The sequence below is a fragment of the Streptomyces sp. NPDC048514 genome, from assembly GCF_043199955.1.
Taxonomy (GTDB): domain Bacteria; phylum Actinomycetota; class Actinomycetes; order Streptomycetales; family Streptomycetaceae; genus Streptomyces.
In genome coordinates this window covers 303,935-323,793 of sequence record NZ_JBICWT010000011.1, presented here as the reverse complement: position 1 = coordinate 323,793, position 19,859 = coordinate 303,935, and the positions used below count along the sequence as shown (strand labels likewise).

Below are 19,859 nucleotides of genomic sequence, written 5' to 3'. Positions count from 1 at the left end.
CTCCCTCGGTGGTCGAAGAACCCCCACGTCCTCGCTGCGGTCCGGCCACCTCCGCCGCATCGCAGCACCGCTTGCCCGCTCTTCCCGCGTCCCCCGCACACCCCCGCGGTCAGCCGCGTCAGCCGCGTCAGCCGCGGGCGAAGTCGAGGAGGTCGGCGTTGAAGCGGTCCGCGTACTCGGGGACCATCGAGAGGCCGTGCGGAGCCCCCTGATAGACCTTGAAGACCGCGTCCTCGACGATCTTCGATGATTTCTCCCCGGCGGCCACGATGGGCACGATCTGGTCGTCGTCGCCGTGCACGATCAGCGTGGGCACGTCGAACTTCTTCAGGTCCTCGGTGAGGTCGGTCTCGGAGAAGGCCTTGACGCAGTCGTGAGCGCCTTTGATGCCTACCGTCATGCTCCAGAGCCAGAACTCGTCGCGGGTCCCCTGGGAGACGGTCGAGCCTTCCCGGTTGGCACCGTAGAAGGAGGCGCTGAGGTCTTTGTAGTACTGGGAGCGGTCGGTCAGCACGCCTTTGCGGATCTCGTCGAAGACGTCGACCGGCAGCCCCTCCGGGTTAGCCTCCGTCTTGAGCATCAGCGGGGGGATCGCGCCGAGGAGAACGACCTTGGCGACACGGCCGGACCCGTGCCGGCCGATGTAGCGCGTGACCTCTCCGCCGCCGGTCGAATGGCCGACCAGAATGGCGTCGTGGAGATCGAGAGCCTCCACGACCGCCGCCAGGTCGTCGGCGTAGGTGTCCAGGTCGTTTCCCTCCCAGGGCTGGTCGGAGCGGCCGCCCCCGCGCCGGTCGTGGGCGATGGCGCGGAAGCCGTTGTCCGCCATCAGCTTCAGCTGCGGGTCCCACGCGTCCGCGGTCAGCGGCCAGCCGTGGGAGAAGACCACCGGCTGGCCCGAGCCCCAGTCCTTGAAGTAGATCCGTGTGCCGTCCTTGGTAGTGGCAAAGGCCATATTTCGCCCCTCTAGCACTAGTCCGGAAATCCGCGTGCGGCGAAAACCCGGTGCCCCGGCCGCGGTGGGAAGGTCGCGCCACGACCGGCGGCGGACACGCGGGAACGTCGACGGAGGTCGACGGAGGTCGACGCAGCGCCGGAGGCCGCAGGCCGGCAGCGCACGTGCGGCCGATGAGCACGTCGTGCGTTCCACGCTACGCGGCGAGCGCCACTTCAGCGCGCCGATCATGCACGGCGGGTTCGGCAGGCGTCACTTCAGGGCGCCGATCATGTACGGCGGTTCGGCGAGCGTCACTTCAGGGCGCCGATCATGTACGGCGGTTCGGCGAGCGTCACTTCAGGGCGACGGCAGCGGTCGTCCGGGGCGTGGCGGTCGCGGGCGCCGCGCCTCACCGCGTCACCCGCAGCGGCGTCGACACCGTCACCTGGTCCACCTCGGACAGCCGTACCGTCACCTTCATCGTCCAGGTCCCCGGGATGGGCAGGTCGAGGGAGTCGGCGGCCCAATAGCCGCCGCGGTCGGTGATTTTGGTGTCCAGGGGGCCGATCCGCTGCGCGGGCAGGATGAGGGAGACACGGAGTTCGGGGACCGCGGCCAGGCCGCCGTCGGGGCCGTAGACCACCGCCTGGACGGAGTTACGGCCGACCCGGCCCGGGTCCAGGGTGATCTGGACCTTGCCGCGGTCACCGGGGGTGCCGACGGCGAACGGGACGGTGGTGACGGACGTCGTCGGGATGCCGGCAGCCGCCGCCGTGCCGGAGTCCACCGCCTCGGTGGCGGCACGGCCGGGCGGCGTGCTGGTCAGCAGCGTCGTCAGGGCCAGGACCAGCACGCTCACCGCCGCCTCCGCCAGCACCGTGCGGCGCAGCAGGTGGAGCGAGGCCGTGGGGGCCGGCGGCGGGAACGCCCCCGGTGGGAGTGGGCGGGACTCCTCCGGTGGGAGCGGCGAGGACGCTTCCGGCGCCGGCGGCGGGGACGGCTCCGGCGGGAGCGGAGGGCCGGTGGCCGGCTCGGGGACGCGGACGGGGGTCGCCGTCCTGGTCGCGCCCGCCCGGGCCAGGCGGCCTGTCCAGGTGCGCGAGCAGGCCGCCGCCAGCAGCAGCGCGGCCACCGCCGCCAGCTTGGCCAGCAGCGTGCGGCCGTACGTCGTGTCCGTCAGCGCCTGCCAGGAGCCGAGACCCCGCCAGGACTGGTAGACGCCGGTCAGCACCAGCACCGTCACGGAGGCGAAGGCCAGGCGGGAGAAGCGGGTGAGGACGGTGACGGGGATGGGAACGGGGGTGGAGGCGGGCGAGGTGCGGCGCAGCGTGCGCAGCAGGGCGGCCAGCCCGCCGAGCCAGGCGGCCATGGCCAGCAGATGCAGGGTGGCCGAGGTGATCGCCAGCGGGACCTGGATGCCCACCGAGGCGTGCTCGGCCGCCGCCCAGGTCAGGCAGAGGGCCACGGAGAGGATCCCGGCCATCGCCAGGGTGGCACGCCGGGGCAGAGTCGTGCGGCGCTTGTGCAGCAGCACCGCGAGGGCGCCGGCCGTCAGCAGCAACGCCAGGCGGAGCAGCAGCAGTTCGCCGGTGCGGGTCGTCGCTGTGTGGGCCAGCGCGGAGCGGGAGAGGGCGCCGGCGGGGGAGGTCCCCTCCTCGTACGGGGCGCGCAGCAGCATCAGGGCCGCCGAGGAGACGGCGAGCGTGCCCGCGGCGGCCAGGGCGGGCGTGCGCAGCGGAGCCGCCGAGGGCGGGCGGCAGTACGCCACGAACGCCGCCGCTCCCAGGAGCAGGGCCACGGAGAGATAGGCGAGATAGCGCGCGATGTTGTACAGGGCCGTCGTGACGGGGTTCTCCGTGCGGTCCGGGACCGGGCTCGCCGTGCCGGCCGTCCGTTCGCCGACCGAGAAGGTGAGCGCGCCGGACACCGGGTGGCTGTCGGCCGACACCACGCGCCAGGCGACCGTGTAGGTGCCCCGGGCGAGCTTGGCGGGGAGGGCGACGCGGGCCGTGTCGGAGCGGCCGGGGGCGTGGTCGGCGGTGCCCGTGCGGACGCGGTGGTTGTCGGGGTCGTAGACCCGGAAGGAGTCGGTGAGCAGGCCGACCGATTCGGTGAAGGTGAGGGTCACGTGCCGGGGCGCCGTCCTGAGGACGGTTCCGTCGCCTGGATCGGTCTCGCGCAGGGCGGCGTGGGCGGAGGCCGGGGCCGCCGCACCGAACAGCGCCAGCAGCAGGCCCGCGCCGAGCAGCGTGAGCCGCCGCTGCCATCGGTGTCCGTCGCGCACCTCGCCCCTCCCGATCCACCGCCCGCCGCGGAACCTCGCGCCCCGCTCGGGAGCGGGCCCGCCGGCCCCGCGCACCGGCTCCGGGTACGGCGCCGGCCCGCGGTCCTCCGTATACGTACGGACAGAGCGGCCACCGCGCTCACCACGACGGGGATCCATCACGGCACTCACCAGGACGGGGACCCACCACCGCGCTCTCACCACGACGGAGACAACCACGCTCACCACGACGGACACCCACCACCGCGCTCTCACCACGACGGGGACCCCGCCACCACGCTCACCACGGGGGCCCAGCGGCGACCCCGCTCACCACGTCGGGCGGGCCGTCACCCCGCCGTCCACCACGAGGTCGTGGCCGGTGATCCAGGAGGCCAGCGGTGAGGCCAGGAAGACACAGGCGTCGGCCACGTCCTCCGGGCGGCCGAGGCGGCCGGCGGGGGCCGCGGCGAGCCACCGGCGCACGCCCTCCGGCCAGGCCTCCGCCAGGCCCTCCCGCTCGATGAGGCCGGGCGAGACCGTGTTGACGCGGATGCCGGCCGGACCGTATTCGAGGGCCGCCGCGCGGGCGTGCACGACCACCGCCGCCTTGGCCGCGCTGTAGTGGGCATGCCCGGGGGCGGGGTGGGTGGCCTCGACGGAGGCGATGTGGGTGATGGTGCCGCCGCCGTGCGCGCTCATGTGCGCCGCGGCGGCCTGGGTGCAGGCGAACACGCTGGTGAGGTTGGTGTCGACCACCGTGCGCCATTCGGCGGCCGTCATGTCCGGCAGGGGCTGGACCGGCTGGACGGCCGCGTTGTCGACGAGGGCGGTGAGGCGGCCGCCGGACCAGTCGACGGTCTCGCGGACCAGGCGGTGGCAGGCGTCCTCGTCGGTCAGGTCCGCCCGCAGGACGACCGCTTCGCCACCCAGACCGCGGATGCGCTCGGCGGTCTCCCCGGCCGCGTCGAACGCCGTACGGCAGTGCAGGGCCACCGTCGCGCCCTCCTGGGCGAAGCGCAGGGCGATGGCGCGGCCGATGCCACCGCCCGCGCCGGTCACCAGGGCGGTCTGTCCGTCGAGCAGGCTCATGGGCGGCACAGTTCCCGGATCAGGGCGGCCCGTGACGGGTAACGCGCCGTGAGGTCCTCGGCGTTCCCGTGTTCGTAGTCCGCGTAGGTGAATCCGGGTGCCATCGTGCAGCCGAACAACGTCCAGCCGCCGCCCGGGGCCACGCGCGCGCCCATCCAGGTGCGGGCGGGCACGGTCAGCTGGACGTGCTGACCGTGCCGCAGGTCGGGGCCCAGGACGGCGGTACGGGTGGTGCCGTCCTGGGCGAGGAGCAGCAGGTGGAGCGGGTCGCCCCGGTAGTGGTGCCACACCTCGTCGGTGGGCAGGCGGTGCAGGGCGGAGAAGTCGCCGGCGGTGAGCAGCGCGACGATGGCGGAGCCCTCGGGCCGGCCGTCCGGCCGCTCGGGCCCCACCCAGGTGCGCCGGAAGAGACCGCCCTCGCGCAGGATGGGTTCGAGCCCGAAGTGGTCGATCAGCTCCTGCGGCGTCGTCCCGTCGGGCACCGTCACACCGGCTGCCGAAGCGGACCCGCCACCCACCGCCCCGTCGGCTTCGAACCCGCCACCCACCGCCCCGTCGGCTTCGGACCCACCGGGCCCCGTCGCATCGACTTCGGACCCACCGGGCCCCGTCGGGTCGGCGGCGGATCCGGCGGGCGCAGTTCCGTCAGGCGTCGATGTGTCGTCGTGCCTCGTCACCCGCGAAGGCTACCTCCCGGTCCAGGAAAGCCAGTTGAGCGTGCTTCTCGGGCAGGTGGACCTCGGGCAGGACCACCTCGGGCAGGACGACCACCGGACCGCACCGGAAGCCCTGGCGTTCGAAGCGGGCGATCGCCCTGGTGTTGGCGACGTCCGGGTCGACCACGATCCGGCGCCGGTCCAGGGCGATCAGCGCGTACGAGGCGATCGCCGTCAGCAGTTTGCCGGTCCATCCCGGACGGTGGCCCTCGGTACCGGCGGGGGCGAGCAGGAGGTGGAGGCCGAGGTCGCCGGGACGCACGTCGTAGCACTCCCCCACCCGGTCGGCGGCGGGTTCGTACGTCTGGAGCAGGGCGGCCGGTTCGCCGTCCTTGGTGACCAGGTGGGCGTGGTGGGTGTCGAGGGTGGCCAGGTGGGCGTAGATCCCGGCGATCTCGTCCCTGGTACGGCCGTACATGCCCCAGAACACGGCGCGCTCCTCGCTCGCCCAGGCGTGGATCACGTCCGCGTCCGCCTCCGGGTCCAGGGGGCGCACCCGCACGGTGCCGTAGTCGGGAACGTGCTCCTCGTACAGGTCAGTCATCGGACTCCTCCGTGCGTTCCAGCAAGGTCCAGTCGGTGACGACGGGCGCCAGCTCGCCCTTGAGCCACAGAGGCAGCTGGTCGTGGTGGTGCGGGGCGCCGGGCACACCGTCGGCGCCGAACGGGACCGCCCAGCCGCTGCGCGCGCGGTCGGCGAGGTCCCAGACGTAGCGCGCGGCCGGTCCACGGGCGGCGCGGTCGGTGAGGCCGGGGACCGCCGAGGTGCACAGCACGCAGTCGTGGTCGCCGGCCAGGCCGGGTTCGGCGTCCAGGCCGTGTTCGGCGTACGACTCCCCCGGCCGGTCCGGAAAGGCCCGCCACGCCGCCAGCCGGTGGGTGTCCGACCAGGGGCCGGCGGGCGGCTCGGCGGCCACCTCCTCCAGGGCCGTACGGACGATCTCCGCGCGGTCGATGCCCCACAACTGCTGGGCCCGCAGCAGGTGTTCGAGGGCGAACCCGATGCGCGGGACGAGGCCCAGCCAGGGCAGCAGGACATCGGGGTAGGCCGGGGGCTCGGTGAGCGGGGCGAACACCGGCTGGGCGGCGAGGTGGCGTACGACCGCGCCGCGCACCGCCGCGTAGACGGCCGCTTCGGTGCTGTCGGCGTCCATGTGGCGGTCCCAGGCGAGCAGGCGAGCGCGCAGGTGGGAGGCCTGCGGGCTCAGGCCGTCGAGACCGGCGACGTGGTCCAGGAGGGGGCCCGCGGAGGCGAGTCGGGTGTCGGTGTGGATCGCGGGCATGCCGTCCGCGGTCCAGGTGCGGCGCGCGTCCAGCAGGGCGCGGATGCGGGCGGCCCGGTGCGGCGGGGCGAACTCGACGCCCAGCGAGGCTGCGGGGCCGCGCTGGTTGGCCATCACCGCGATGCCGTCGGTCACGCCGGCGTACGGCGTCTCGTGCATGCCGTGCCACTCGTGGCCGGGTTCCCAGGCGGGGACCGGGTGGATGCGGTTGGCCTCGGCGCGGATCGGAACGCGGCCTGCGACGCGGTGCAGGGTGCCGCCGGCGGTGTCGGCGGCCTGTACGACGTTGACCGGCTCGGTCCAGGCGTCCAGGGCGCGGTCGACGTCGGCGACCGTGCGGGCGCGCAGGAGGGGGAGCAGCGCGCCGAAGCCGAGGTCTTCCGTGACGCGTGGCGGGTGACGCAGGGCCAGGGCCGTGTTGTCGGCGGCCTGCGGTTCGTCCTCGGGGGCGAGCCGCCGGGGCCTCAGTGCCCCCGTGCCCCCCTCCACGACTCCCGCCTCCAGGCCCTCCGGGCCGCCGGCGATCACCGGGCCCCGCCCGGTCTCGATGACCTCGATCTCGACCGGCGGCTCGCCGGCGACCTCCACCGTCTCGGTGTGCCGGGTGGCGCGGTGCCAGGCGCCGTCCGGGCCGAGTGCCTCGACGCCGGCGCCGGTACGGCGCAGCCGCTCCCGGTAGAGGTCCTGGTAGTCGGCCATGGCGTTGGTGATGGCCCAGGCGACCGTGCCGGTGTGGCCGAAGTGGGCGATGCCCGGGACACCGGGCACGGCGAGGCCGACGACGTCGAACTCGGGGCAGGCGAGGCGGATCTGCTGATAGACGCCGGGGTCCTCGATGTAGCGGTGCGGATCGCCCGCGATGAGGGCGTGTCCGCTCTCGGTCCGGTCGCCGCCGACGAGCCAGCCGTTGCTGCCGGCGGAGCCGGGGCCGTCGGTGGCGAACAGGCCGACGGCGTCGGGTCCGAGGTGCCGTACCGCCTGCTCGCGCCAGAGCTTGGCGGGGAATCCCGCGAAGAGGATGTGGGTGGAGAGCCAGACGCCGAGCGGTGTCCAGGGCTGCCAGCGGCCGGGGGTGAGGCCTGCACGGGCGAACTCGGGTGCCCGGCGCGCGCCGGCGGCCAGGCCCGCGTCGACGCCCTCGGCGTACGCGCGGACCCAGTCGGCGGTCTCGGGGTCCCGGCGTTCCAGTGCGGCGAAGCAGCGGCGGGCGGTGTCGTCGAGGCGGGCCCGGCGGACGAGGACGTCCCAGGAGAGGGCGCCGGCGCCGAGGAAGGCCGCCGAGGTGCCCTGCGCGCGGTGGCGTTCGACCTCCAGCTGCCAGGCCCGGTCGTGGGCGGTCACCCGGCCCTGGGCGTGGGCGAGTTCGCGGGCGGTGGACGCGCGAAGATGGGGGACGCCCCAGGCGTCACGGTAGGTCTCGGTGGTCACCCGCGGGAGCCCCTCTCGTTTTAGGTTAGCCTTGCCTAAGTCTTTGGTCCAGGAATCGTACGCGAACGGGGGAGGGGTCTTGGGACGGGGCCGGGGTTGGGAGGGCGCGGTCCTCAGGCTGCTGCGCGCCAGGGATTTCGTGTTCACCGTGACCGGGGCCGAGGACGTCACCCCGCACTACCGGAGGCTGCGGCTGAGCGACGGCGAACTGCCCGCCGTGCTCGACGGCGTCCCCGACCCCTGCGTCTGGATCGCCTGCGACACGGCGACCACCCGGGCACTCGCGTGCTACGTCCGCAAGGAACTCGGCGTACCGAAACAGCGCATGCACGCCCTGGGCTACTGGCGCGCGGACTGAGCGGACCCGCACGGGACGTGCGGACGGTCCTGGGGCGCGCCGTGGTCGCGGCGCACGGGCGTGGGCCGTGGCGGGCCGGGTGGTGCGTGGGCGGGCCGGGTGGTGCGTGGGTGGGCGCGCGCGGCGGATGGGGGCGCGGGATCATCGGCGTATGGACGTCACTCTGCATCTGGCCCAGGACCCACAGGCCGACGCGCTGCTCGGGCGCTCTCCGCTGGCCGCGCTGGTGGGAATGCTGCTCGACCAGCAGGTGCCGATGGAGTGGGCGTTCAAGGGGCCCCGGACCATCGCCGACCGGCTCGGCGCCGAGGACCTGGACGCGCACGAGATCGCGGCCATGGACCCCGAGTCCTTCGCCGCGCTGCTCTCCGACAAGCCCGCCGTGCACCGCTACCCGGGTTCGATGGCCAAGCGCGTCCAGCAGCTGTGCCAGTACCTCGCCGAGCACTACGACGGGGACGCGGAAGCCGTCTGGCGGGGCGTCGGCAGTGGTGCCGAGCTGCTGAAGCGGCTCCAGGACCTGCCCGGGTTCGGCCGGCAGAAGGCGCAGATCTTCCTCGCGCTGCTGGGAAAGCAGCTCGGGGTCGCGCCCCGGGGATGGCGTGAGGCCGCGGGCGCGTACGGCGAGGCGCAGTCCTTCCGGTCCGTCGCCGACATCACCGGCCCGGAGTCCCTGGCCAAGGTGCGCGCCCACAAGCAGGAGGCGAAGGCCGCGGCGAAGGCCGCCAAGGCCGCGGGCGCCTGAGGGCGCATACCCCCGGGCGGCCCACCCGGGTGGCGCGGCCGGATGCCGCGTTCCCAGCATGGACCATGACCGAGGCACCGAACAGCGGCCCCGAACGGGACCGTGCGTACGACGACCGGCACGCCCATGCGGCCCAGCCGCCCGGCACGCGTCCATCGGGCGCGGAGCCGCCGGGCATCGAACCGCCGGGCACCCGGGCGCCTGCCGCCCGGCCGGCCGGTGCCCACGAACCCGAGCCGCCGTTCGAAGGCCCCCTGCACAGCCTGTCCAAGGCCGCCTGGCAGACCGTCCTGCTCACCGGGATCGCGTCGCTGATCCTCGGCGTCCTGGTGCTGGTCTGGCCCGGCGCCTCCCTGCGCGCGGCCGGTGTGCTGTTCGGCCTCTACCTGCTCATCAGCGGCGTCTTCCAGTTGGCCTCCGCCTTCGGCACGCACCGGACGACCTCGCTGCGCGTCCTCGCCTTCATCAGCGGCGCCCTGTCGATCGTGCTGGGCCTGTTCTGCTTCCGCGGGCCCATGCAGTCGATCCTGCTGCTCGCCCTGTGGATCGGCATCGGCTGGCTGATCCGCGGGATCACCCAGACGCTGGCCGCCGTGCACGACCCCCGGATGCCCGCCCGGGGCTGGCAGATCTTCCTCGGGATCCTCACCTTCATCGCCGGCATCGTGCTCATCGACTCGCCCTTCGAGTCCGTCGCCGTGCTGACCCTCGTCGGCGGCATCTGGCTGATCGCGGTGGGGATCGTGGAGATCATCACCGCGTTCCGCGTCCGCGGCCGGGCCGATCGGCTCCCGCGGACGGTGTGAGTGCCGACGGCGCGCACCCACGTCACCGGACACGGGGCCGGCGTCGGCTGCGGGGACCACGGCTCGGCCGAGCAGGGGAATCTCGGGTCGCATGTGCTGCGTTCCCCGTCCGTCCCGGGCAGAGACCTGCCGTGAGCGGGACCACGAGCATCCTCCGGGGCCGTACCTGGCTGCGGGTGCTCGTGCTGCTCGTCGCCCTGTGGGTGCCCGGCGCCCATGTCCAGGCCGACGTGGCCCCCGCCCTGACCGCGGCCGGTGAGACCGCCGAGCACGACGGCCTCGACACCGCCCTGCGGCCGCCCTCCCGCACCCTGCACCGGGCCGACGTACCCGAGCGGCCCGCTCCCCTGCCCGACCCGGCGTCCGGCACGCCGGCGCCCCACCCGAGCCTCGCCGCGCCGAGGGCGCCGTACGCCCCGCCCGTGCCGCGCACGGTGGTCCTGCGCTGCTGACAGACCCGCGCCCCGCACAGGTCAGTCGGCACGACGCAAGGAGCACACCCATGCCCATGGACCCGTACGCCGTCCTGCGCGCCCTGCTGCGCGCGGAGGCCCGGCGCGGTGCGGCGACGAAGCCGGACCATCGACGCCCGCAGCCGCCACGGCCACCCGAGGAGTGGGAACGCTGAACCGGAAGCGGAACCGGCGGGGGCGCGCTACCGTCTCCGCCGGGCCGTACCGAACAGGGAGCGGGTGATCTCGCGACCGAGCTGGGTGCCGACCGAGCGGGCCAGGGACCTGAACATCCCGCTGCCCACGACCTGTTCGACCAGTGAGGGCTCCCCCTCGGGCGCCCTGCCGGCCGGTTCCTGCCGGGCGGGCCGCTCCGCGGGCCGCGCACTCAGCCTCTCGTACGCCGACTCGCGGTCCACAGCCTGTGCATAACGGCCGTGGAGCGGGGAATCGGCGACCGCCCGGTCCAGTTCGGCCGCGTCCACCGGCCCCATCAGGGACCGCGGGGCACGCAGCCGGGTGGCGGCGACCGGGGTGGGCGCGCCGTTCTCGCTGAGCACGGTCACCACGGCCTCCCCGGTGCCGAGGCCGGTCAGCAGCTCCTCCAGGTCGTACGCCGACCTCGGGAAGGTCCGCACGGTGGCCTGCAGAGCCTTCTGATCCTCCGGGGTGAAGGCGCGCAGGGCGTGCTGGACGCGGTTGCCGAGCTGGCCGAGCACGTCGGCGGGCACGTCCTTCGGGGTCTGGGTGACGAAGAAGACGCCGACCCCCTTGGAGCGGATCAGCCGCACGGTCTGCGTGATCGATTCCAGGAACGCCTTGGACGCGTCGTCGAACAGCAGATGCGCCTCGTCGAAGAAGAACACCAGCTTCGGCCTGTCGGCGTCGCCCACCTCGGGCAGGTCGTGGAAGAGGTCGGCCAGCAGCCACATCAGGAACGTGGAGAACAGCAGCGGCCGGTCCTGTACGGCGGGGAGTTCGAGGACGGAGACGATTCCGCGGCCGTCCCCGGCCGTCCGCAGGAGGTCCGCCGTGTCGAACTCCGGCTCGCCGAAGAAGTCCGCCATGCCCTGTGTCTCGAAGGCCGTGAGCGAGCGCAGGATCACCCCGGCCGTGGCACCGGACAGGCCGCCGATGTTCTTCAGCTCCGCCTTGCCCTCGTCGGAGGTGAGGAAGGCGACGACCGCCCGGAGGTCCTTCAGGTCGATCAGCTCCAGGCCCTTGGTGTCGGCGTAGTGGAAGATCAGCCCGAGCGACTGCTCCTGGGTCTGGTTGAGGCCGAGCACCTTGGACAGCAGCACCGGGCCGAAGCTGGTGACGGTGGCGCGGACCGGGATGCCGTGCCCGAGACCGCCGAGCGCGTAGAACTCCGCCGGGAAGCCGGCCGGGTCCCACCGCTGGCCCACCTCGGCGGCCCGCCCCCGCACCCGGTCGTCCGGCCGTCCGGGGCGCGCGATGCCGGACAGGTCCCCTTTCACGTCCGCGAGGAACACCGGCACGCCCTGCGCCGACAACTGCTCGGCGATCAGCTGGAGGGTCTTGGTCTTGCCGGTGCCGGTGGCGCCCGCGACCAGGCCGTGCCGGTTGAGCATGGGAAGCGGGATGCGCACCGGCGCGTCGGCGTGGCACCGCCCGTCCCACAGCAGGGCGCCCAGGTCGAGCGCGGGGCCGGTGAAGGCGTAGCCGGAGGCGATCTTCTGCGCCTCGCCGGGGAGCGCGTCAGGCCCCTGAGGTGCGGTGGACGGCACGGTCTCGCTGTCGCTCATCTCCGGCCCCTGTTCGCTGTAATAGCCCATATGGGCGTTTCATGGCACCTTTTCAAGCGTCGCACTCCGCCGCCATGGCTGCGCCCGGAACGTCTGGGCCGGTAGGCTTTCCGTGTGATCTTCAAGCGCATCGGAAACGGCCGGCCGTACCCCGACCACGGCCGGGAAAGCACCCGGCAGTGGGCGGACGTCGCGCCGCGCCCGGTCCGCCTCGATCAGCTCGTGACCACCAAGCAGCAGCTCGATCTCGAGACGCTGCTGGCGGAGGACTCGACGTTCTACGGCGACCTCTTCGCGCACGTCGTGAAGTGGCAGGGCGACCTGTACCTGGAGGACGGCCTGCACCGCGCGGTCCGCGCGGCCCTGCAGCAGCGCCAGGTGCTGCACGCGCGCGTGCTCGAACTCGGCTGACCCGGCGCGACACGATCGTTGACCCTTTCGGGTTCCGCTGAGCGGCATCAGCTGATCATCTGATAGGCATCGCCGCTCGGGCGCACTACGCTGCGCCCATGAGCATGCTGACTCCCCCGGGCATGGGCGGCAAGTACCGGATCACGGGGGACAAATACCCTCGGATGCGACCGCCCCGGCGCCGTGCCAGGCTCGTGGCCGCCGTAGTGGCCTCCGTCGCCGTGCTCGGCCTCGTCGGCTGGGGAACCCTGCAGCTCATCGACGTCTTCACCGGTGGCGGCATGAAGACCACGGCGGCCGGCCGCAAGGCGCACTGCCGGACCCAGGCCGCCGCCACCGTGGCCCGGGCGAAGAACGTGCCCGCGCCGGGCCGGATCACCGTGAACGTCTACAACGCCACGAAGCGCGGCGGGCTGGCCAAGCAGACCGCGGACGAGCTGAAGAAGCGCGGCTTCCGGATCGGTGCGGTCGGCAACGCGTCCAAGGACTTCGACAAGAAGGTCAAGGGGACCGGGGTGCTGCTCGGTCCGGCCACCGCGCTGGACAGCTCGCTGCCGGTGCTCGCCACCCAGCTGGGCGGGGCCGAGCGCCGCACCGACGCGGGGCGCAAGGGGGCCGACGTCGATCTGATCATCGGTGACGGGTTCAAGGGGCTGGCCCAGCCGGCCACCGCCGCACGGGCCCTCAGCGCGCTGAGCGCGCCGGCGCCGTCGCCTTCGGCGGATGCCCCGCAGAAGGGTTGCTGAGCCGGCGCCGGTGCCGGGCGCCGGACGGTCTGTGGCCGGTCGCGCGGTTCCCCGCGCCCCTGACGGGGCGCCGGGCCCCGGGGGTTCCGGCCTCGGGGCGTCGGCCCTCCGGGGGTTACTCCGCCGCGCCGTACAGGCGGTCGCCCGCGTCGCCGAGGCCCGGGATGATGTAGCCGTGCTCGTTGAGGTGGTCGTCCACCGCCGCGGTGACGACGGTCACCGGAGTACCCGCCAGCTCGCGCTCCATGACCGCGACGCCCTCGGGGGCGGCCAGCAGGACCACGGCGGTCACGTCGTCGGCACCGCGCTTGATCAGCTCACGGATCGCCGCGACCAACGTGCCGCCCGTGGCCAGCATCGGGTCCAGGACGTACACCTGGCGCCCCGAGAGGTCCTCGGGCATACGGGTGGCGTACGTGGAGGCCTCCAGGGTCTCCTCGTTGCGGATCATGCCCAGGAAGCCCACCTCGGCCGTCGGCAGCAGCCGCACCATGCCGTCCAGCATGCCGAGGCCGGCCCGCAGGATCGGCACGACCAGCGGCCGGGGCCGGGCGAGCTTGACGCCGGTGGTGGCGGCCACCGGAGTCTGGATGTCGACCGCCTCGGTGCGCACGTCCCGCGTGGCCTCGTAGGCGAGCAGGGTGACCAGTTCGTCGGCGAGCCTGCGGAAGGTCGGGGAGTCCGTGCGCCGGTCGCGCAGCGTGGTGAGCTTGTGGGCGACCAGGGGGTGGTCGACGACGTGGAGACGCATGCCCATAACCGTACCTGCGCTCCGCACCAACTCGGTGCTGGCGTCAAACCGCCCGTCCGGGGGAAGGCGGTAAGGACGGACTGGGGGTGTGACGTGCCTGACCTGCCTGACCTTCCTGACCTTCCCAAGGACGCCGAGGACGCGCCCGAGGGCGCCGGGGTCCCGGCCGAGTCCGCCGTGGCCGGTTCCGCGGCCGCCGCTCCGCCGCCCCCCGAGACGGACGCGGAGCGCCGCCGGCGGCGCGCCCAGTTCCTGCGCGAACTCGCCGAGGCCCGTGCGTTGCGCGCCCGCGTCCAGCCGCGACGCGCCAAGGCCGCACGGCTGCGCCGCGCTATGCGGATGCGAACGTTCCGCTCGTAGGGAGGCGGCTGTGAGCAGCACTTGGTGAGCGAGCAGGCGACCGGGAAGATCCACGCGCGTGCCGGTGTTGGCCAGGTGGGGCGTGCGTGGACGCCGCGAAAAGCCGCGTACGATCCGCACGTGGCGGCAACGAGCGCGCTGCTGGGTCGATGACCGATCCACGATCGAAACAGCCAGACACAGGGAGCCGAAGACGTCCCCTGAACGCCTTGTTTCTGCCACGATTCCGAGTGGGTGGGACTCGGAGCCCAGGCTCTCTCCGCCCACGTACCTCCGCCGGGGGGACCCCCAACCGGCACGCCTAAGACCAGTGGGAGAGTCACGGTGTACTTCGCCGCACTGCTCGCGCGCACCGAAGACGGGTGGGAAGCGAGCGACACAGAGCTCGACGATGTGGAGACCCTGTCGGATCTGGCCGACCTGGCCCGGGAAGCCTCTCCCGACGAGGACACGGTGCTCGTGCTGATCGAGCAGGAGGACTCCTGGTTCGGCGTCGTCCGCGTGGACGGCGAGGAGGACCCCCGCATCTACGTCTCGGACGCCGCCGCCGCAGCCCGCAGCGCCTACGGTGAGCTGCTGCTCACCGACGAACTGCTCGGCCGGGAGCCCGGCGCCGACGACGGCCCGGACCTGGACGCGCTGGACCTCGACGGCACGGAGGACGGTGAGTCCGAGGACGAGGACGAGGAGGACGGCGCCGAGGACGACGCGGTGCCGCACAGCCCGGTGGGTGACAGCCAGATCCTCGACGACCTCGGCATCGGCGTGAAGGAGCTGCGCGCCCTGGACGCCGACGACGCGCTCAACTCGATCGCCGAGGCGCTGGGCGCCTCGGAGGTGCTGGAGACCGTCCGCTGACCGCCGGGGACACCGGCGGCACGGCCGGCCCTCCGGACCCCGTGCGCGACCGCTGGCGAGACGCGATGCGGCTCGCCCTGGCCGAGGCGGAACGGGCCGGCCGGGGCGGCGACGTCCCCGTCGGCGCCGTCGTACTGTCCCCGGACGGCACGACGGTGCTCGCGGCCGGGCACAACGAGCGCGAGGCCACCGGCGACCCCACGGCCCACGCGGAGGTGCTCGCGATCCGGCGGGCCGCCGCGCGGCTCGGGGAGTGGCGGCTGACCGGCTGCACACTGGTGGTCACCCTGGAACCGTGCACGATGTGCGCGGGCGCGATCGTGCAGTCCCGGGTCGACCGGGTGGTCTACGGCGCCCGGGACGACAAGGCGGGCGCGGCGGGCTCCCTGTGGGACGTGATCCGCGATCGCCGGCTCAACCACCGGCCGGAGGTCGTCGAGGGCGTTCTCGCGGCGGACTGCGCCCGGCTCCTCACGGAGTTTTTCCGGGACCGCTGAATACCGATTTAGAACCCTGCCCCACCGTGCTGTAAGGTCTCCCTCGGTAGCGTGTCCGAGCGGCCGAAGGAGCTCGCCTCGAAAGCGAGTGTGGCGCAAGTCACCGAGGGTTCAAATCCCTCCGCTACCGCTCTGGAAAGGGCCCCGTCTCAGGATGGGGCCCTTTCGTGCATCCTCGGGGACGCATGCGGGGAAGGCCCCCCAAGTGCGCGCCCGCCACGGGCGGATGCCACGGCGCGCACTCCGCCGTCGCGAGCCTTCCGCGCCCCGCGGATCCCCGCCGTATCCGCCATGTGCGCTTTTCGCCCCGCGCCCGGCGCCGCTTGCACGGACCCGGCAAAGGGCCCGGGGCGGCGGGCCGTTGGTCCCGGTAAAAGACGTGAAGGTTACACTCGCCGCCGGCAGCAGGGATCACGAGGCAGAGGCACAGGGGAGGCCGCGGTGGCGGTGAACGCCAAGAAGATCGCCGTATACGTGCTCGTGGTCTTCGCGCTGTACTTGATCATCACGGATCCGGCCAAGGCGGCCGACTACGTCCAGATAGGCTTCGAGGGCATATCGGACGCCGCCAAGGCCATCGGCGACTTCATGACCTGGGTCGCCAACGGAGGAAAGAACTGAGGTACACCCCATGATCCGCCACTTGGTCCTGTTCAAGCTCAACGAGGGCGTCGAGCGCGACGATCCGCGGGTCGTGGCGGGCGTGGAGGCCTTCCGCGCCCTCGGCGGCCGGATCGAGGAGCTGCGCTTCTGGGAGTGCGCCTGGAACATCAGCGACCGGCCGGTCGCCTACGATTTCGCGATCAACTCGGCCGTCGAGGACCCGGACGCCCTGAAGCGCTATCTGGAGCATCCGGCCCACCAGGCCGGTGTCGCACTGTGGCGCGAGTTCGCCACGTGGGTGATCGCCGACTACGAGTTCTGAGCCCCTCCGCTCAGCAGCCCCCCGCCGCAACGGCGGGGGGCTTTCGTGTGACTTGGGCCCCAACTTGTCGACGTTTGAGTACAACACGGTGTTATGCGGTGCTTGCACACAGTGCACATGTCTTGTGATGCTATGACCGCTTTTGACGGATGATTGACCGATGAAGAGGTGGCGTTGACCGTGTCGGCCAGTACTGCGCCGCCCCAGGAGGAGGCACCCGCGGAAGCACCCACCGAGGCGCCCGCCGAGGCTCCTCCGGCTCCCGAGCGGCGCCGCGGCGCCGACACCAGAGCCCTGACCCAGGTGCTCTTCGCCGAGCTGAAGCAGCTCACGCCGGGCACGCCGGAGCACAACCGGGTACGGGGGGCGCTGATCGAGGCGAACCTCCCGCTCGTGCGCTACGCGGCCGCCCGCTTCCGCTCCCGCAACGAGCCGATGGAGGACGTGGTCCAGGTCGGCACGATCGGCCTGATCAACGCCATCGACCGCTTCGACCCGGAGCGGGGCGTGCAGTTCCCGACCTTCGCCATGCCGACCGTGGTGGGCGAGATCAAGCGGTACTTCCGGGACAACGTCCGCACGGTCCACGTGCCGCGCCGGCTGCACGAGCTGTGGGTGCAGGTCAACAGCGCGACCGAGGACCTCACCACCGCCTTCGGCCGCTCACCGACGACCTCCGAGATCGCCGAGCGGCTGCGGATCAGCGAGGAGGAGGTGCTGTCCTGCATCGAGGCGGGGCGGTCGTACCACGCCACCTCGCTGGAGGCGGCTCAGGAGGGCGACGGGCTGCCCGGGCTGCTGGACCGGATCGGCTACGAGGACCCGGCCCTGGACGGCGTGGAACACCGCGATCTGGTCCGCCACCTCCTCGTCCAACTCCCCGAGCGCGAACAGCGAATCCTTCTGCTGCGCTACTACAGCAATCTCACCCAGTCTCAGATCAGCGCGGAACTCGGGGTCTCCCAGATGCACGTCTCGCGGCTGCTCGCCCGAAGCTTCCAGCGGCTGCGCTCCGCGAATCGGATCGACGCATAACCCCACGGCCGCAAGCCGCAAGCCGCAAGCCGCAACGATGCACAGCGGGCGTTCGCCCGATGCATAGCGGGCGCACGGAAGCACGGCCCGAACAGCACTGCATCGCAAGCCCGAGCGATCGTTAACCGGCACGAGCGAATCGCTCACCAGCGCCGTTCCCGTAAGTTGCGCCCGAAATAGCGTCAGACCCCGTCTTTGCAGGGCCGATTCGCATCTTGCATGTCGACATGTCACTACAGCGCGTTGCCGACATGTGACATTCTGCGGGAAGCGCGTTTGCCGTGGCTCCGGCTCCGGTATTCAGGTGAAGGCTGCGTTGCTCGAAAGGCAGCACCGCCGCGACCGTCCCGCGACCCAAAGGGGGTGGCATGTCCGCAGACCAGGGCAGCTCGAAGGTGCTGACGCCCACGCTGAGCGAGGCAGCGCCCAAAGAGCTCGACGCTCTCGACGTCCTCGACGACGTCACGGCCCTCGACGCCGTGCCGGCCCCGGCCGACGCCGCCGCCGCCGTGCCCGCGGAGGCCGTCGTGGCCCTGCCGGCACCGGCGGACATCGACACCCGTACCCTGTCCCGTTCCCTCTTCCTGCGGCTCGCCACCCTCGGCGAGGACAGTCCCGAGCGGGCCTACGTCCGGGACACGCTGATCGAGCTGAACCTGCCGCTGGTCCGCTACGCGGCCGCGCGGTTCCGCTCCCGCAACGAACCGATGGAGGACATCGTCCAGGTCGGCACCATCGGCCTGATCAAGGCGATCGACCGCTTCGACTGCGAACGGGGCGTGGAGTTCCCGACCTTCGCGATGCCCACGGTCGTCGGCGAGATCAAGCGGTTCTTCCGCGACACCTCGTGGTCGGTGCGGGTCCCCCGCCGGCTGCAGGAACTGCGCCTGGCCCTCACCAAGGCCAGTGACGAACTCTCCCAGAAGCTGGACCGCTCCCCGACGGTGACGGAACTGGCCGCGGTGCTCGGCGTCTCCGAGGAGGACGTGGTCGACGGCCTCGCGGTCGGCAACGCCTACACCGCGTCCTCCCTGGACTCCCCGGCCCCCGAGGACGACGGCGGCGAGGGCTCGCTGGCCGACCGCCTCGGCTACGAGGACACCGCGCTGGAGGGCGTGGAGTACCGCGAGTCCCTCAAGCCGCTGCTGGCCAAACTCCCGCCCCGGGAGCGCCGGATCATCATGCTGCGCTTCTTCGCCAACATGACCCAGTCGCAGATCGGCGAGGAGGTCGGCATCTCCCAGATGCACGTCTCCCGGCTGCTGACCCGGACGCTGGCCCAGCTACGGGAGGGCCTGATCTCGGACTGAGGGTTCTGTTCTGACACTCCGTCAGCGACACTGGCCCGATGCTGCGAGCGACGGGGCGGAACAGGACCGCAGGGGCGACGCGCACGACCTGGACTCGTGGCCGCCGAGGCGCCGTGACGGCAGCGTCGGCGGCCGTCGTCTGTCTGGGCGGGGCGCTGGCCGCGTGCGCGGGCGGCGGTCCGGGCGGCGGCTACGCAGCGGTCGGCGCCGGGGACGGCCCGGGGCGCGGCCCCACGGCCACCGCTCCGACGGGGCCGGTGAGCCTGACCCCCCTGGACGGCGGGCGGCCGGCGGTCGGCGGCCGGGACGGTGGCGGGTCCACGACGGCCGGCACCGGACCCGCCGACGGGCACGCGCGGTCCGGCGGCGCGGGGCGGTCCGCGCCGGGCCATGCCTCGGGGCCGGGCGAGGCCGCCTCCCCGGGCACCGCGGGTCCTTCCGGCACCGCGGGCCCTCCCGGCACCGCGGACCCTTCCGATGCCGGATCTCCTTCGGGTGACGCGGGCGGCGGCCAGCCCGGCTCCACCACGAGGCCCGTCCCGCCCACCACGCCCCCCGGCCGCGGCACGGCCCCTCCGGCCTCGCCGGCCGACCTCTCCTGGGGCGGCCCGGCGACCGAGGGCACGGACCGCCGCTGGTGTCAGAAGGTCACCGTCTCCTTCCGCAACTCCGGCGGGCAGCCGGTGCGTTCGGGAGCGGTGACCTTCGGGACGCACGTCATCGGCGCGCTCGGCATCGACTGGGCGACGGTCGAGACGACCGGGGAGCTGCCGGTGCCGATCGCGGCGGGGGCCCGCACGGACCACGCCTGGACGGTGTGCGTGGACGCCTGGCGCGTACCGCTCGGCATGCACATCGAGACGCGGGACGTGTCCGTCCGCTGGAAGTAGAGCCTGCCCGGGCGGCGCCTACTTGAGCGCCAGCCAGGCGACTCCCGCCACCACGGCGAGGGCCACGATGACGCCGATGATCAGGCCGACGCGCGGACCGGAGGAGGAGGGGGCGGCCTGCTGCTGCCGTCCCTGGGGAGCCTCGTCCACGAACGCGCGGAACATCTGGGTGCTGCCGGCGGGGTCGTAATTGCCCTGCGGGCCCTGGGTGTTAGCCATGTCCCGAGACC

The 19,859-nt window shown here is 73.1% G+C and carries 24 protein-coding genes and 1 tRNA gene; 16 read left to right on the top strand and 9 right to left on the bottom strand.

What is annotated here, in order from left to right; genetic code table 11:
* Window positions 1–127: 127 nt before the first annotated feature.
* The 6 genes from ACGFT2_RS25610 to ACGFT2_RS25585 form a co-directional block, all read right to left on the bottom strand.
* A complete protein-coding gene (locus tag ACGFT2_RS25610; RefSeq protein WP_393282105.1) occupies window positions 128–955 on the bottom strand; it encodes an alpha/beta fold hydrolase in 828 nt (275 codons plus the stop codon).
* A gap of 391 nt (window positions 956–1,346) precedes the next feature.
* A complete protein-coding gene (locus ACGFT2_RS25605; RefSeq protein ID WP_393282104.1) occupies window positions 1,347–3,380 on the bottom strand; it encodes a copper resistance protein CopC in 2,034 nt (677 codons plus the stop codon).
* Window positions 3,381–3,530: 150 nt separating this feature from the next.
* Window positions 3,531–4,292 carry an SDR family NAD(P)-dependent oxidoreductase gene (locus tag ACGFT2_RS25600; protein WP_393282102.1) on the bottom strand — a complete coding sequence of 254 codons (762 nt, stop codon included), beginning with the start codon at window positions 4,290–4,292 and terminating at the stop codon, window positions 3,531–3,533.
* On the bottom strand, window positions 4,289–4,774 hold the full coding sequence (locus ACGFT2_RS25595) for a cupin domain-containing protein (protein WP_393282100.1): 486 nt from the start codon (window positions 4,772–4,774) through the stop codon (window positions 4,289–4,291). The genes ACGFT2_RS25600 and ACGFT2_RS25595 overlap by 4 nt, the downstream gene beginning before the upstream one ends.
* Window positions 4,775–4,937: 163 nt before the next feature.
* Window positions 4,938–5,552, bottom strand: a complete 615-nt coding sequence (locus ACGFT2_RS25590) for a GNAT family N-acetyltransferase (RefSeq protein WP_393282098.1) — start codon at window positions 5,550–5,552, stop codon at window positions 4,938–4,940.
* Window positions 5,545–7,719: a penicillin acylase family protein gene (locus ACGFT2_RS25585; RefSeq protein WP_393282096.1), complete on the bottom strand. Its 2,175-nt coding sequence runs from the start codon at window positions 7,717–7,719 to the stop codon at window positions 5,545–5,547. The genes ACGFT2_RS25590 and ACGFT2_RS25585 overlap by 8 nt, the downstream gene beginning before the upstream one ends.
* A gap of 79 nt (window positions 7,720–7,798) precedes the next feature.
* On the opposite strand from ACGFT2_RS25585, the gene ACGFT2_RS25580 reads away from it, so the two are divergent.
* The 5 genes from ACGFT2_RS25580 (at window position 7,799) to ACGFT2_RS25560 (ending at window position 10,256) form a co-directional block, all read left to right on the top strand.
* Window positions 7,799–8,077 (top strand): SIP domain-containing protein, encoded by a 279-nt coding sequence (locus ACGFT2_RS25580; RefSeq protein ID WP_393282094.1) that lies wholly within the window; start codon window positions 7,799–7,801, stop codon window positions 8,075–8,077.
* Between the two features lie 151 nt (window positions 8,078–8,228).
* A complete protein-coding gene (locus tag ACGFT2_RS25575) occupies window positions 8,229–8,822 on the top strand; it encodes an HhH-GPD-type base excision DNA repair protein (protein ID WP_393282092.1) in 594 nt (197 codons plus the stop codon).
* Between the two features lie 65 nt (window positions 8,823–8,887).
* The gene (locus ACGFT2_RS25570; RefSeq protein ID WP_393282090.1) at window positions 8,888–9,628 is read left to right on the top strand and encodes an HdeD family acid-resistance protein; all 741 of its coding nucleotides are present in this window, start codon (window positions 8,888–8,890) and stop codon (window positions 9,626–9,628) included.
* 131 nt (window positions 9,629–9,759) lie between these two features.
* Window positions 9,760–10,080: a hypothetical protein gene (locus ACGFT2_RS25565; RefSeq protein WP_393282089.1), complete on the top strand. Its 321-nt coding sequence runs from the start codon at window positions 9,760–9,762 to the stop codon at window positions 10,078–10,080.
* 50 nt (window positions 10,081–10,130) lie between these two features.
* Window positions 10,131–10,256, top strand: a complete 126-nt coding sequence (locus tag ACGFT2_RS25560; protein ID WP_393282087.1) for a hypothetical protein — start codon at window positions 10,131–10,133, stop codon at window positions 10,254–10,256.
* Between the two features lie 27 nt (window positions 10,257–10,283).
* Here ACGFT2_RS25560 and ACGFT2_RS25555 read toward each other — a convergent pair whose 3' ends face one another.
* A complete protein-coding gene (locus ACGFT2_RS25555; protein ID WP_393282085.1) occupies window positions 10,284–11,846 on the bottom strand; it encodes a helicase HerA-like domain-containing protein in 1,563 nt (520 codons plus the stop codon).
* A gap of 114 nt (window positions 11,847–11,960) precedes the next feature.
* Here ACGFT2_RS25555 and ACGFT2_RS25550 point away from each other — a divergent pair, with 114 nt between their 5' ends.
* Both ACGFT2_RS25550 and ACGFT2_RS25545 read left to right on the top strand, forming a co-directional pair.
* Window positions 11,961–12,257: a type II toxin-antitoxin system VapB family antitoxin gene (locus tag ACGFT2_RS25550; RefSeq protein WP_003986294.1), complete on the top strand. Its 297-nt coding sequence runs from the start codon at window positions 11,961–11,963 to the stop codon at window positions 12,255–12,257.
* A gap of 98 nt (window positions 12,258–12,355) precedes the next feature.
* A complete protein-coding gene (locus ACGFT2_RS25545) occupies window positions 12,356–13,003 on the top strand; it encodes a LytR C-terminal domain-containing protein (protein WP_393282083.1) in 648 nt (215 codons plus the stop codon).
* A gap of 115 nt (window positions 13,004–13,118) precedes the next feature.
* On the opposite strand, the gene upp is transcribed toward ACGFT2_RS25545, so the two are convergent.
* Window positions 13,119–13,754, bottom strand: a complete 636-nt coding sequence (gene upp, locus ACGFT2_RS25540; RefSeq protein WP_393282081.1) for a uracil phosphoribosyltransferase — start codon at window positions 13,752–13,754, stop codon at window positions 13,119–13,121.
* A gap of 177 nt (window positions 13,755–13,931) precedes the next feature.
* Here upp and ACGFT2_RS25535 point away from each other — a divergent pair, with 177 nt between their 5' ends.
* The 9 genes from ACGFT2_RS25535 (at window position 13,932) to ACGFT2_RS25495 (ending at window position 19,629) form a co-directional block, all read left to right on the top strand.
* Complete coding sequence (locus tag ACGFT2_RS25535; protein WP_393282223.1) at window positions 13,932–14,114, top strand: hypothetical protein; 183 nt, start codon at window positions 13,932–13,934, stop codon at window positions 14,112–14,114.
* A gap of 324 nt (window positions 14,115–14,438) precedes the next feature.
* On the top strand, window positions 14,439–14,972 hold the full coding sequence (locus tag ACGFT2_RS25530; RefSeq protein WP_393282079.1) for a hypothetical protein: 534 nt from the start codon (window positions 14,439–14,441) through the stop codon (window positions 14,970–14,972).
* Window positions 14,973–15,037: 65 nt separating this feature from the next.
* Window positions 15,038–15,469, top strand: coding sequence for a tRNA adenosine(34) deaminase TadA (tadA, locus tag ACGFT2_RS25525; RefSeq protein WP_393282222.1), 432 nt, complete (start codon window positions 15,038–15,040; stop codon window positions 15,467–15,469).
* 45 nt (window positions 15,470–15,514) lie between these two features.
* Window positions 15,515–15,599 (top strand) — tRNA-Ser (locus ACGFT2_RS25520).
* A 311-nt stretch (window positions 15,600–15,910) separates the two neighbouring features.
* The gene (locus ACGFT2_RS25515) at window positions 15,911–16,090 is read left to right on the top strand and encodes a hypothetical protein (protein ID WP_393282077.1); all 180 of its coding nucleotides are present in this window, start codon (window positions 15,911–15,913) and stop codon (window positions 16,088–16,090) included.
* A gap of 10 nt (window positions 16,091–16,100) precedes the next feature.
* Window positions 16,101–16,394: a Dabb family protein gene (locus ACGFT2_RS25510; protein WP_393282075.1), complete on the top strand. Its 294-nt coding sequence runs from the start codon at window positions 16,101–16,103 to the stop codon at window positions 16,392–16,394.
* A 174-nt stretch (window positions 16,395–16,568) separates the two neighbouring features.
* Complete coding sequence (locus tag ACGFT2_RS25505; RefSeq protein WP_393282220.1) at window positions 16,569–17,429, top strand: RNA polymerase sigma factor SigF; 861 nt, start codon at window positions 16,569–16,571, stop codon at window positions 17,427–17,429.
* A gap of 368 nt (window positions 17,430–17,797) precedes the next feature.
* Window positions 17,798–18,739: an RNA polymerase sigma factor SigF gene (locus ACGFT2_RS25500; RefSeq protein WP_393282073.1), complete on the top strand. Its 942-nt coding sequence runs from the start codon at window positions 17,798–17,800 to the stop codon at window positions 18,737–18,739.
* A gap of 113 nt (window positions 18,740–18,852) precedes the next feature.
* Window positions 18,853–19,629 (top strand): hypothetical protein, encoded by a 777-nt coding sequence (locus ACGFT2_RS25495; protein WP_393282071.1) that lies wholly within the window; start codon window positions 18,853–18,855, stop codon window positions 19,627–19,629.
* Between the two features lie 18 nt (window positions 19,630–19,647).
* Here ACGFT2_RS25495 and ACGFT2_RS25490 read toward each other — a convergent pair whose 3' ends face one another.
* Entirely contained in the window at window positions 19,648–19,848 is a 201-nt protein-coding gene (locus tag ACGFT2_RS25490) for a hypothetical protein (protein ID WP_393282069.1), read from the bottom strand.
* Between the last annotated feature and the right edge of the window lie 11 nt (window positions 19,849–19,859).